The sequence below is a fragment of the Mesorhizobium sp. WSM4819 genome (assembly GCF_055811215.1).
Window position 1 is genome coordinate 148801 of record NZ_JBVVQO010000008.1, and the last position, 13641, is coordinate 162441.

The 13641-nt window shown below is 60.0% G+C and carries 6 protein-coding genes and 2 pseudogenes; 6 read left to right on the forward strand and 2 right to left on the reverse strand.

What is annotated here, in order from left to right:
* Nucleotides 1–491: 491 nt before the first annotated feature.
* From AC0L18_RS10345 to AC0L18_RS10355, 3 genes and pseudogenes are all read left to right on the forward strand, one after another.
* A pseudogene (locus tag AC0L18_RS10345) lies at nucleotides 492–1942 on the forward strand (NAD-dependent succinate-semialdehyde dehydrogenase).
* 1126 nt (nucleotides 1943–3068) lie between these two features.
* Nucleotides 3069–3842 (forward strand): HAD-IIA family hydrolase, encoded by a 774-nt coding sequence (locus AC0L18_RS10350; RefSeq protein ID WP_473492024.1) that lies wholly within the window; start codon nucleotides 3069–3071, stop codon nucleotides 3840–3842.
* Between the two features lie 338 nt (nucleotides 3843–4180).
* On the forward strand, nucleotides 4181–4690 hold the full coding sequence (locus AC0L18_RS10355) for an aminotransferase class V-fold PLP-dependent enzyme (RefSeq protein WP_473492026.1): 510 nt from the start codon (nucleotides 4181–4183) through the stop codon (nucleotides 4688–4690).
* Nucleotides 4691–5080: 390 nt separating this feature from the next.
* Here the strand turns inward: AC0L18_RS10355 and AC0L18_RS10360 are convergent, their stop codons facing one another.
* The gene (locus AC0L18_RS10360) at nucleotides 5081–5596 is read right to left on the reverse strand and encodes a DUF2285 domain-containing protein (protein ID WP_473492028.1); all 516 of its coding nucleotides are present in this window, start codon (nucleotides 5594–5596) and stop codon (nucleotides 5081–5083) included.
* Between the two features lie 115 nt (nucleotides 5597–5711).
* Nucleotides 5712–5888: pseudogene (locus AC0L18_RS10365) on the reverse strand (transcriptional regulator domain-containing protein); the annotation flags it as partial.
* A 1226-nt stretch (nucleotides 5889–7114) separates the two neighbouring features.
* Here AC0L18_RS10365 and AC0L18_RS10370 point away from each other — a divergent pair.
* The 3 genes from AC0L18_RS10370 to AC0L18_RS10380 all read left to right on the forward strand — a co-directional run bounded on the left by AC0L18_RS10370 (nucleotide 7115) and on the right by AC0L18_RS10380 (nucleotide 13541).
* Nucleotides 7115–9244, forward strand: coding sequence for a prolyl oligopeptidase family serine peptidase (locus tag AC0L18_RS10370; protein WP_473492030.1), 2130 nt, complete (start codon nucleotides 7115–7117; stop codon nucleotides 9242–9244).
* A gap of 672 nt (nucleotides 9245–9916) precedes the next feature.
* Nucleotides 9917–10594, forward strand: coding sequence for an OmpW/AlkL family protein (locus AC0L18_RS10375; protein ID WP_473492074.1), 678 nt, complete (start codon nucleotides 9917–9919; stop codon nucleotides 10592–10594).
* A gap of 607 nt (nucleotides 10595–11201) precedes the next feature.
* Entirely contained in the window at nucleotides 11202–13541 is a 2340-nt protein-coding gene (locus AC0L18_RS10380) for a S9 family peptidase (RefSeq protein WP_473492031.1), read from the forward strand.
* The last annotated feature ends 100 nt before the right edge of the window (nucleotides 13542–13641 follow it).

A 13641-nucleotide genomic window follows, 5' to 3' on the forward strand; every position in this document is an offset into this window, starting at 1 on the left:
GTTGTGTTCTGGCAGGCTAGTGTTCTCTTCGCACAATGCGTCGATGGCGCGGATTTTCCGTTTGGAGTCGCGAGTTTATTCAGACTGGCGGACCGATCGCGGCTTTCCACACGAGCCTCGATAATAACGCGCTGAAAAGGCGGCATGAGAAGCTTGGAAGAAGCGTGCAAAGCAACTTTTTGGGCAGGAAGCTCCGACCCCAGTTTTTGTCCAGTAATCTTTATAATGCCAGCCTCACCTTCGGGTTTGCGGAGGACACCGATCGTGATCCGCAGAGCTACCCGCGGTGGGAAGCCGATGTCCATTGTTCAGTTTGCACCGGTGAGAACCCGCAAGCCATCGACCAGAAGAGTTCAAAAATTCTCCCTTTCAAGTTGAGTGGAATGGTATACCAGCCGCTTGGCCGAGGCCCTATAAGGAACCCGCAGGTGCGGAGTACACGCCGATGCCTGCCAACATACATATCCGCCGCATTTGTGAGGAATCCGGTATTGCCCCTGCGCCTGCCGATGATCCGCCACCTGAAATCCCCGGACCTGTTTGGCGCCATCGATCGCCTGCCAGCACTCGGCACGCCAGTTAGCGAGCGGACATTCGAGGTCCTCAACCCATCGAGTGGCGAAGTGCTGGCAGAACTTCCCGATATGGGCGTGGAGGAGACACGCGCTGCGGTAGACAAGGCCCATGTCGCGCAGCCCGGATGGGCGGCGCTGACCGCCCGAGAACGCAGCGACGTTCTGTGGCGATGGCACCAGCTGACTGTTGACCACGCCGGTGATCTTGCCGCCATCCTCACCGCAGAGATGGGCAAGCCGTTTGCGGAAGCCAAGTCGGAGGTTTCGCATGCGGCCGCGTATCTGCAGTGGTACGCCGAAGAAGCCAATCGCATCTATGGCGAGACGATCCCCGCACCATCGATTGACCGTCGCATGATGGTGATCAAGCAGCCGATCGGTGTCGTCGGCACGATTACGCCGTGGAATTTCCCAGCGTCGATGGTGGCGCGCAAAATCTCGCCGGCCCTTGCGGCGGGCTGCGCGCTCGTGCTCAAACCTGCTGAACAGACGCCGCTCGTGGCAGGCGCTATGTTCGCCCTCGCGCAGCAAGCCGGTTTTCCCGACGGCGTCATCAACCTGGTCTATGCGTCCGAAGGTGACGCCGTTGGACGCGAACTCTGCTCCAATCCCAAGGTGCGAAAGATCAGCTTTACAGGCTCGACTGAGGTTGGCCGGTTGCTCATGCGCCAGTGCTCGGACCAGATCAAGAAGGTCCTTTCATCGTCTTTGATGACGCCGACATCGACGCCGCCGTTGACGGCGCGATCCAGGCGAAGTTCCGCAACGCCGGCCAGACTTGCGTTTCAGCGAACCGCCTTTACGTCCAATCGAGCGTTCACGATGAGTTCGTCGAGAAGTTCGTGGAGAAGGTCCGGCACTTGTCGGTTGGCGACGGCTTCGCTGCCGGAGTTGACCTCGGACCGCTCATCGACAGACATGCTTTGGCCAAGATCGAGTCGCACATCGCGGATGCCGTTGCCAAAGGTGGGACAATTCGATGCGGGGCCGAACGTATCGGCAAGGATGGCACCTTCTTCGAACCCACAGTCCTCACCGAAATTTCCAGCATCATGGCGGTTGCGCAAGAGGAGACTTTCGGGCCGCTGGCGCCGATCATTCGCTTCGAAGATGCGGATCAGGTTGTGCGTGAGGCTAACGACACGATCTACGGCCTCGCCGCCTATTTCTATGCCTCGAACCTGAGGCGTGTCTGGCGCGTGGCCGAGACATTGGAATATGGCATGGTTGGCATCAACACGGGGCGGATGTCTTCGGAAGCGGCGCCCTTTGGCGGAATGAAGCAGTCCGGCATAGGGCGGGAGGGTTCCCGCCATGGGCTCGAAGACTACCTCGAAATGAAATATCTCTGCATAGGCGGAATCTGATCTCTATGTGGATGGACACCTCCGGCTCAGAATGAACCAAAGGGATGATCGAGCGCTTTGGCGAACCTGCTTGCGGCTGGTTCGGGTCGTCTATCGCGACCCCGGCCTGCGCGCCTTAAGTGTGCATCTAGGCGCCCAGTACGTTGAACCGCCTCTGCGGCGACGAGCCAAGGCGCCGGTACCTGACGGTACGTTGCTCATCCTATCCAGCCGCGGCAAGCATCTCATCTGTGCGGGGCGACAGCATCAAGAAGTACCCGGAGATCCACGCCGCCGACAGCTCACCCTTATATGGATATTATAGGTTCGGCCGCAATCGCTCGTTTGGGCCTCATAAATGTCCCCTGTTAAACGACGTATAGCTTCTTCGGAACGGGCAGGTGCCGATCACAGTTCGGCGCCCCAATTGCCTCATTTAGTAATTTTGTCCGATCACGTTCAGATAGGGTTGAGGGGCATTTTCCGACCCACGTTTTCGGCTCGCTGTCGTGAAATTCAAAACGAAGTGTCTGGGGCTCTGCCTCAAAAAATGCCCTAGCCCAAGCTCGGCGACTAGCAGGCTTTTGAACGGGTCAGGCTCTTCGCGAAGGGACATCGCAGGCGCCCGACTGTTACCCTGACTTGGCGGAAACGCGAAAACAAATGAACGGGTAAACCACTCGCGGTCGGCGTCAATATTCGGTACTGAATCACACCTTGGGCGCGGGAGCGACTCTCGAAATCGTTCGATAGGCTGTCCGACCATTGGAAAGTCCGCCAAGGCACCGGCGTGTTTGCGTCCGCGGCGCGAGACAATGCTGGATCACTGTGGTGCCGTCAATCACGATGGTTCTGCAGAGAAACGTCTCGCCAGGTGGTTCACGCGAACTAGAACGCGATCGTCCATCAGATGCGCTGACGCAGCGAATGTCGTCAGCCCAACGGTGCAGCGCGTCCGCACGGCGAGCGGATGACGCACGGACACTTTTTACGCCGCAACCTCCTTATTGCCGCACAAGCAATTGAGCGCCCTTCGCGCATCGCTCTGAATCGCTACAGTCGCCGGTATTCCGGCCTGGAGAAGATACAGTGACACTAGACGTGCCCAGGCCGCGCATCCACGAGAGACATTGAGGGGTGAGATCCAATGATTATAGCGCATCTGCTCGACATGGACGGGGTCCTGGTCCGCGGCGGCCAACCGGTTGCTGGCTCGGTCGACTATGTCGCCGGGCTAGTTGCCAAGGGTGAGCCGTTTCAGATCTTCACCAATAACTCGCGCTTCACGCCCGAAGATCATGCCGAGCGTCTAAGAGCGGTTGGCTTCGCCGTGCAGCCAGAGCACATCTACACCTCGGCGCTCGCCACCGCGCGGTTCGTGGAACTACAAAAGCACGGATCATCTGCTTATGTCATCGGCGACCACGGTCTGGTCGAGGCCCTGCGGCAGGCAGGCTGCCGGATAACGGAGTTTGCCCCCGAGTTCGTGGTCCTCGGAGACACCACTTCGTACCACTATGAGCAGATCGCAACTGGCGCCGAGCTTGTGGCGAAGGGCGCGCGCTTTCTCGCCACCAATCCGGATGCGACTGGCCCGACCGAGCGGGGCTCCCATCCGGCATGCGGTGCAGTCGCAGCACTAATCGAGAAGGCCACCGGCCGTCAGCCCTATTTCGTCGGGAAGCCGAACCCGTTCATGATGCGCAACGTGCTCGACCGGCTCGGAGTGCGAGCTGTCGATACCATCATGGTCGGTGACCGCATGGACACCGACGTGCTCGCCGGGCTGGAATCGGGGCTGAAGACAGCCCTTGTGCTTACTGGGGTCACGAAACTGGCTGACATAGAGCGGTTTCCATTCAGACCGGACCACGTGGTCGAGTGCCTTGCCGATCTGGGCCAGATCATCGTGAACCAATAAGCCGAGCGCACCACTACACAAAGACCAAAGGCTCCCTCTGCGTTCCGCATGGCGGCCGTCAACCTGGGCAATTATCGGCAGGAACAGCTGGCCGCATCCAGAAAAGAAGTGATAAGCATGACAACTTAGTCGAAAATATACCCATGTAGACCAATGCAGGCCGGTCTTGGCTTCTATGAAGCAAGAGTCTTCGACCGAAGAGTCTCGCGCGCCGAAGTAGGCTACGTCCAGCGAATGGGTCAGGTCGGATCGACCAGATGCGTTCGCTGCGACACTCACGCCCGACACCGCCTTCTCTGTGATGGCTGCGAACCACGAGATGGGCGTCGTTCAACCCATTGGAGTTTAGACCGATATGCCGCCTCGCTCCGGAGGCGATCCTACACGTGGACGCCGCGCAGGTTGTTAGTCGTATACCCATAGGTCTGACAGACGAGTTCGTCGAAGTCGATCTGCTCTCCCTATCAGCGCATAAATTCCAGGGCCCGAAAGGCGTTGGCGCGTTATACATTAGGGAGGGGTTGCGCCTCGAACCGCTTTTTTATGGTGAACAGGAGGACGGGCGACGGCGCGGGGACGCTGAACAGCTAAGCAGCCGTCTGACTGGCCGTTGCCGCGAACAGGCGGCTCGGCGGCTGCGTCTAGCGAGTGGCATCGACGCGCTTCGAAACAACTTTGAACGGGAGTTGGCAATCCGCCTGCCGCAAGTACGTTTTAATGGGATTCAAGCACCGCGCCTTCCAAATACGTGCTCTTTGACCATCCCGTGGTGTGAGGCCGATGCGAATGTCGAGCGCCTGGCGATGCGCGGAATCTGTCTCTCCACAGGTACCGCATTGCGCCTCTAATTTGAAGTTCTGAACGCGAGTACATCTGAACACGGATGCCCGGCAGGAGACTGAGCTCGCTGCCGGGCCGGGTACGCCTTGGGAGGTGGCGTAATTCAGCGACTCTCGTGGAGGTGGGAACCACTCAGTCCGCGTGTTTTGCTGAATAGCATGCATGTACCGTGCCAGGTCAAAAAGCGCTTAAAAACACCCGAGAGTCAGGTTCCTGTACCTTGCGTACTCGACATTGTCGGCTATCGGACAATACGAACGTGCCTCTTGGCATCGAGGATGCCTCAACCAGAGCGCCCTCGAAGGCCGTTCGCTGCCATGTCGAGCGGGCCAATCGGTGGTAACGGGTTTTAGCTCCGAACTGTTCGCCCGCTGACGCTCAGGGCGGACTGTCACTTTTTAAAGAAGGAAATCTCTGTACCCTCCATTGATGAGGGCGCGGCCACGCGAGACGGCACGGCGAATGCGGTCGCGCAGATGATCGCGAGGATCCCTCCAGTCGGCATGGACGCGCCGTTGACCAACCAGCGCTTCGGCGAGCTCACGATGTGACGCTCCAGCAAGTGAGCCGTCGAGCGCACGAAGAACGAAGGTCAAACGCGGACCGCGTCTTTCCGGCGGAAACAAGCGGGCGGGCAGGTGTTGACCCAGACTTAGAGCATTGAGGCACTCGAGCGCCCTCAGACGGGGCTTCGAAAGCATCGCTGGCCAGATCGCCTCGGTGCGGAGGCAAACAGGGCGCAAGATATCCGCGCCAGAGACGGCGAGCTGGAGCGTATGTTCCGCATTGCGAAGAAGAACATGCTGGCCCTTGTCGGGCGCCAGCAGGACCGTCGCACGACATGGCAACGCCGAGAGCTCGAACGGCAATGTCGCCGAGGATGCGGACAGCTGTTCTGCAATGACCGGCAGCACATGGACGCACCAGAGCGGAGACCAGAATACGAGCGAATTTCGCCCATAAGACTCGGCGAAACAGGAGACCCCATTGTGACAGGTCGCCGGGCGACGCGACCACGTCGAAAAAGGGTTGGTGCGACAAAGTATTGGCCTGCTGGCTTGCAGCCGTCAAATCACGCTGGAATGCTGGATTGCGGCGCAAGAACTCCCAGGCCCATTCGCGCGGCGTCAGACCAGCGGTGTAATCGTACGATCTTTCATCGCGCCAATCAGCCTCATCCGCGCCAGTCACGAGAACTGTAGGCATCACTGTGCTCCCCTGCCCGCCCCCAGGGAGGTCGAAACATCATGCCACCTGGCAAAGCACCGGCGCCGGGGCCACCAGACCCCGATGACGCCATTTGGTCGAAGAGTGTGCCATTGGCACCTTGGAGGGCAGAAGGCGCGCGCAAATGGCCACCAGACCGTCGAACCCGCGCAGCGACAGCCAGCGCGGCCTGAGCACGCCAAGGGAGCCGGTTTGATGGCGGTGATCGGCTCCTGCGTCGCGTTCCAGACGTTCCTTGCAGGCGCATTAGCGCGGCGGTGGATTGCACGCTGCTTGTGGGAAAGTTGTCGTAGCGCCGGCGCTATAAGCTCAGTCATGGAGGTCTCCTCGGGGGAATTTCCGCCATTGGAGGCCAAGTTCCGCGCTATGGCAGCCTGTATAGTTGTACAGGTTAAGCCGACAGCTCAGTGGACCGCAAAACGAACCGGCGAGGCGCGCAGATCGCTTTTTGCCGGTGCTCACGCCGGGGTTTTGCGAGCGGCATGGAGATGGAGCGGCCGGGGCTCACTAGCGCCTGCTGCAGCTGATTCTTCCAAGCAGACTTGCCCCGCACTGCCCTGTTGCCGCGGCACACCAATGCGTAGCGTCAGGTAGACATCGTCGACCATTAGGCGTCTCGTTGAGATACTACGCCGAGCCCGAGCTCCCCCAATCCTAAACCCTCATATCGGACGGCGGCCCGACATCAGCCCAGGTTGCCATAGGGACGAGTCCCATGCGTTCGCCCGAATGCAGCTTGGTGACTTGATCGACAGACTTCAAGAATGCAACCAAGGGAACGGTGCAGGCCAAGATTGCGGCAGGGCTTGGGCACCATCAGGTCGCCCAAGCGGCGCCCAGCCCTTTCCTCGAATCTCCGGTTTTTTGCCGCTGGACCACAGCCCAGCCACTCCTGCTTGAGTGCTGCACGGTGTCACCGCTCGCGCCGGAGGTTGATCCGGTGATTACGGGGTACGCTCGTTGTCGCATTCGCGACGATGTCTGACATCTGACACAGCGCTGCCAGAGCGATCCCATTGTTCCGTAAGGATTTCCCAGTTGGCACGACGGTTGCGGTCCTATGCGCAAAAGCACTGCGACGCCGCACCGACTGGGAAGAACTCATCCATGATCACGCTTTTCGAACATGCGGGCGACGCCGCAAACATTGATCCTTCTCGAGCAGGCGAGAGCCATTGCGCCTTCATTCCTCAGGTCTTTCGCACATGAGCGAATTCGATTTCCGCCCAACGCTGAATGCGCCCGACGATGACCCTCATCTTTGGCTTGAAGATGTAGAAGGCGAACCGGCACTTGCGTGGACCGCCAGCCGGTCGGCAAAGACCCTGAAGCACTTCGCGGGAACGCAGTTCGAGCGCGACCGGGCGGCCCTGACAGCGATTTTCGACCGTCCTGACAAGATTCCCACCATCTGGCGCCGTGGTCAGTACCTCTACAATTTCTGGCAAGATGCCGGAAATCCGCGAGGACTGTGGCGCCGGACCACCCTTGCCGCCTATATGAAGGCGGATCCCCAATGGGAGCTACTGGTCGATCTGGACGCCCTCGCGGCTAGCGACGGAGAAGACTGGGTCTGGGGCGGCGCGTCGATCGAGCCGGAGACGCGCGAAAGAGCCGTCTTGCGCCTGTCGCGCGGCGGCAGCGACGCGGTCGTGCATCGCGAATTCGACCTGAGCTCTCTGAGCTTTGTCGCCGACGGTTTCAATCTCCCCGAGGCCAAGGGTGACATTGATTGGCTCGACCCCAACACGCTTCTGCTTTCCAGTGCGCTTGGTCATGGCATGGCCACCCGCTCCGGTTACGCGCGCACCGTGCGACTGTGGAAGCGTGGCGCGGATCCCCTCACCGCGCCGGTAATCTTCGAGACCGGTTCCGAAACCCTGGGTGTGTCTGGCCATCTGGACCGTACCGCCGAGAGCGAGCGCGTGTGGTTCATCGAGCAGCTGGCCTGCTTCGAGAAGATAGTCCGCATTGGCGATGAAAGCGGGCCGAAGATTGAGATCGACCTTCCTAAGGACGCCTGGTGGGGTAACTTCGGCGATTGGCTGGCGGTAAAGCCGCGCACAGCATGGACGGTTGCCGGGACGACCTATCACGCCGACGCGCTGATCGGCATCTCGCTTTCCTCTTTCCTGGCCGGCGAACGCCGTTTCAGTACCCTGTTTGAACCGGACGAGAGGCGCTGTCTGCAGTCATTCTTCTGGAATGACGGGAAGCTCATTATCGCCTACCTGGCGAACCTCGTTCCGAGATTCGAGGTGTTCACGCCGGGCCCGCAGGAATGGACGCGCCGAGCCCTGGACACCGTTCCCGTGCAAGGGACTGTTCACCTCTGGTCACTCGATGCCGCAGACCACGAGACCAATGGGGAGGTTCTGGTCGGGGCTCATGATCCAATCACCCCGCCGCAGCTTTTCCTATTCGATCTCAATGCCGCGCCGCCTGTCAGCGCTTCAGTAATCCTGAAGCGCAGCCCGGAGAATTTCGACGCATCCGGCCTGGTGGTCACGCGCCACGAGGCAGTATCGATCGATGGTGAGATGATTCCCTATACACAGGTCGGTCCGGCGGATGGGAACGAGGATGCCCCGGTTCATCTCAGCGCCTATGGCGGGTTCGGCATATCGCTCCTGCCCTCCTACAACTCCTCGCTCGGCAAGCTGTGGCTCGAGCGCGGCGGCACGTGTGTGGTGGCGAACATCCGCGGGGGCGGCGAGTTCGGCACCCGGTGGCACGATGCCGGGCGGAGGGAGGGCAAGCGTCTCGCCCATGACGATTTCGCCGCCGTTGCCGCCGACCTCGTGCGAAGGGGCATTACGCTGCCGAGGCGGATTGCCGCCGAGGGCGGCTCAAATGGCGGCCTGCTGATCGCCAACATGCTTACCCGCTATCCTGAGCATTTCGGCGCGCTGTTCTGCACGGTTCCGCTTATCGATATGCGCCGCTACACCAAGCTCCTGGCGGGCGCGAGCTGGATCGACGAATATGGCGATCCCGACAAGGCTGACGATTGGGCTTTCCTGAAGGAAGTCTCCGCCTATCACGCCGCGACGCCCGGACAGCCCTATCCGCCTATCCTGCTCGCGACCACGAAGCGGGACGACCGCGTCCATCCGGGCCACGCGCGCAAGATGGCGGCAAAGCTGCAGGCCCTTGGCTATCCCGCGTACTTCTACGAGCCCGGCGCGGGCGGCCACGGCTACGGCAAGGACAATCGGGAGCGCGCTGCATTCATCAGTCTTGGCATCCACTTCCTTCGCAGCGCGATCGGCTGGCACGCCGATAGCTTTCATAGACGACCGGGAGCTCGAGAAAGGCTGGCGTCGAATGAGTGAGTAGAGGTCGAGGACTGCGACAAGGTGCAAATAATGCGAGCACGGTTTGCGCAAATGCGCGCCCCGCACGCTGTCGATATCAATCAATACTGCAGGACTATTGCAGTCTACCATTTCTGAAGAGCAAGGAGAAATATAATGGCAACAAATCGAGTGAAGGTGGCGCGGGGAGTACCAGCGGCCGTCGTCTTGATGCTGCTGGCACAGCCGGCTATCGCGACTCCAAAAGCCCCCTGCGCCTCTCCGCCTCCCCCTCCGCCTCCCCCTTACCCGTGCCCGTCTACGACACCAATCTAGGAGCCAAGCTCTGGGCAGTTCCGCCTGCGCCGCCTCGGGGACATATTCGGGCTACGTTAATACGATGCCTATCCCGCTTACTTCTACGGACCAGCGCAGGCGGGCACAGCTACGGCAAGGACAATCCGAGCGGGCCGCATTCATTGCCTTGGCGACAATTTCCTTGGCAGCGCGATCGGCTCGCACGCCGATAGCGTTCATTGGCGACCGGCAGGTCAACAAGGGCGAACTTCGACGAAGTGAGTACAGGCCTAACAATGCGCGTAGAATTTGCAAATAATTCGCGCCAGTATTCTGTTGATAGCAATCAACACAGCAGGACTATTCAAAGTGAAGTCTAACGAGCAAGGAAACAACATTATGGCAACAAAGCGAATGAACGTGTTGCGGGGACTCACAGCGGCCGTCGTCCTGTTGCTGGTAGGACAGCAGGCGGCCGCGGCAGACCTTGCAGAACCGTGCGACCCGGATGAGGGTGCCTTGTTCAGGGAATGGCCAAGCCCTTGGCAGATCCGCCTGCGCGCGTTGGGGGTTATCACTGAGGATTCGGGCTACGTTAACGCGGTGCCCGGCTCCGGTCTTTCCTATTCGAACACCGTAACGCCGGAACTCGATATTTCGTATTTCTTCACGGACAATGTCGCAGCCGAGCTTATCCTCGGCACCACCTATGCCAACATCACAGGCCAAGGCTCGATCGGCGGGCTGGGGAATATCGGCAAGGTTTGGCTGCTGCCGCCCACGCTGACATTGCAGTACCACTTTACCGATTTCGGCGCCTTCAAGCCCTATGTCGGCGCCGGCGTGAACTATACGATCTTCTATCATCAGCAAGCCGGCAGCGCCGATGATCTCAAGGTCAAGAACACGTTCGGCACCGCGCTGCAGGTCGGGTTCGACTACATGGTCGACCAGCACTGGGGCGTCAACTTCGACGTGAAGAAGCTTTTCCTGAAGCCAGACTTCGACGTCACCGTGGCCGGCACGAAGCAGACGGGGAAGGCGGAGCTCGACCCCTGGCTGATTGGCGCAGGCGTCACGTACCATTTCTGACGCCGGCGAAGTCGGCTTACGCGCAGCCCGAGTCGAATGAAGGGCGCCTCGTGCGCCCTTTTGCCGTCGGCCCGACGGTCCACTTTTGTCAACCGACATACACCCAAGGTCATGTGACTTGGGGTTGTCCGAGCTGTCGGATATGCGACGTTAAAGTCGTTCACCCGACACAGACAGTCCGATCGATTGCCATGATCTAAAAGGATCTCCTTTGGCGCGCATATTGCATCGTTCATCCGGACACGGATCAACGGACTGACGACAGCCATGCAGAGAATGTCCATAGCCAACACTTTGTGCCGGGCCCAATTCCGGCCCTTCCAGGTACAGAGAAAGGAAGGGAGTGTGATTGCAAGCGTCATCGGGCTTTGAATTTTCCATCATTGTGGAAATGGAAAATACCCTGCTGGCTCGGCGCCAACTCTTCAGTCTGGTTCACCCGGCCAGTTCCTGGATATCCGCGTAGGGCGCACGGGTCATGGTGACTGCCGTCTCGGCTGCACCCCGCGTGCTGACTCCTTCGAGCAACGCTCAGCGCTGCTGCACACCGGCGATGAAAAGCCAGATCCAACAATGCGTCTCCCGAAAACCGAAGAGGTGAACAGATATGGTCAAGATCGGCGCTTCGGCGCTCTCGTTATTAATTGAAGGGGCATCGGGATCGGCAACCGCTGGGGCGCTGGCCAACGGTTCAACCGGTGCACATCCACCGCTAGCGCCGAGCGATTTGGAGCGGGCACTGACGATCAACGATCGCTATCGCGGGCTCACCGTGAATGTCCCCGAGGGGCCGTTCTGGCTGACTGGAGCCAACGCGTTCATATACCGCCGGACTAGCCATGGCGAGCAGCAGTTCATGCGAGTCGATGCTGCCACGGGTTTGAAACGGCCCGCCTTCGACCAGGCCCGTCTGGCGGCGGCGCTAAATGAAGCGAGCCATAAGAGCTATCAGGCAGGCGATCTTCCCTTCGAGCGTTTCGAACTGACCGAGGATGGTCGCAGGCTCGACTTCCTGATTGAGCAGGTCCGGTGGAGCTGCGACGTTGCAAGCTATGTTTGCACCAGCACAAACTTGGATGTGGACGCGCCGGACTTTCAGCTCCGCCACGACTACACCCCCCCGGCTAAGAATAACCCCGACCAGAGGAGCGTCTCGCCCGACGGCAAATGGATCGTCTATATAAGGAACCACAATGTTTTCCTGCGCAGCAATGACGGATTGCAGGATGTTGCGGTGAGCCGGGATGGATCAGAGGGCAATTACTACGTCTTTTCGACACTGAGCTGGTCGCCGGACTCGCGCCATCTCGCGGCCTACCGCGTTCGCCCCGGCTACAAGCGGGTGGTCCCCTACCTCAATTCGTCGACGGACCGGTTGCAGCGCGAATATTCGGCAATGGTCTATCCCAAGCCGGGCGATGTCCTTCCGCTGCCCCAGCCGGTCCTGTTCGAGATTGCCAGCCAGCGCCAGATCGTGATCGACAACGCCCTGTTCTCCAACCCCTTCAAACTTTCCGCTCTCCAATGGTGGGCAGACGGTCGCGGCTTCACTTTCGAATATAACCAGCGCGGCCATCAGCTCTATCGGCTGGTCGAGGTAGACGCCGCCACAGGGCGCGCACGCTCGCTGATCGAAGAGACCAGCACGACCTTCGTTGATTACCGGCTGCTGGTGATGAACCAGCACCGTACCGGGAAAATCTTTCGTTACGATGTCGACGACGGGAAGGAGATCATCTGGGCGTCCGAGCGCGACGGGCACGAGCACCTGTACCTGTTCGACGGCCAGACGGGCGCGCTCAAGAACCAGATCACCAGCGGTGAGTGGGTGGTCCGCGCGGTCAACCATGTCGATCCGGTCAAGCGCCAGATCTGGTTCGAGGCGAGCGGGAGGAACCCGGGGGAGGACCCCTATTTCGTCCATGCGTACCGCATCGGCTTCGACGGTGAGGGGCTGACTGAGCTCACGCCCGAGCCGGCCAACCACCATGTCGAGTTCTCTCCCGACGGCCGCTACTATGTCGATCTCTGGTCACGCATCGATCTGCCGCCCCGCATGATGCTCTACCGCGCCAGCGACGATGTCAAACTCATGCAGGTGGAGACCGCCGACATGTCCGAGCTCGTCGCCGCCGGCTGGCAGCCGCCACTCAGCTTCCACGCCAAGGGGCGCGACGGCAAGACTGATATCTGGGGCGTGATCCACCTGCCCGCCAATTTCGATCCGAAGAAGAAGTACCCGGTGGTGGAGAATATCTATGCCGGGCCCCAGGGCTCCTCCGTCCCGAAATCCTTCTCAACGCGGACAGAGCCGCTCACGCAGCTGGGCTTCGTCGTTGTGCAGATCGATGGCATGGGTACCAACAACCGCTCGCGCGCCTTTCATGACGTTGCCTGGAAAAATCTGAAGGACGCAGGCTTTCCCGATCGCATTCTATGGCATAAGGCGGCCGCCGCGAGGTATCCGTGGTACGATATCTCCAATGTTGGCATTTTCGGCGGGTCCGCAGGCGGCCAGAACGCGGTGGGCGCGCTGCTCTTCCATCCCGAATTCTATAAGGTCGCGGTCGCCAACAGCGGCTGCTACGACAACCGGATATACAGGATCAGGTGGAGCGAACAGTGGATGGGGTGGCCAGTCGGCATTGAATATTCCCAATCCTCCGCCATCGACAATGCTTACAGGCTGCGGGGCAAGCTGATGATCGTCGTGGGCGAAATGGACCGCAATGTCGACCCGTCCTCCTCGCTGCAGCTTGCCGACCGACTCATCAAGGCGGGAAAAGATTTCGACATGGTCTATGTGCCTGGTGCCGATCACGGCGCGCCAGGCATCTATACTGAGCGCAAACTCCTGGACTTCTTCGTCCGCAACATTCTCAGTCAGAGCCCACCCGACTGGGACGCTAAACGAACCGAGCTGCAAAAGAGCAAATCGTCACGATGATGCTTCGGCTGCTTCTGCCTGTAGCAATCCTCGCGCCCGTTTTGTTGGCTTTGATCGAGGCGGCGAGCGAGCGGAGAAACCGCTCGGACGAGGGCCTGTG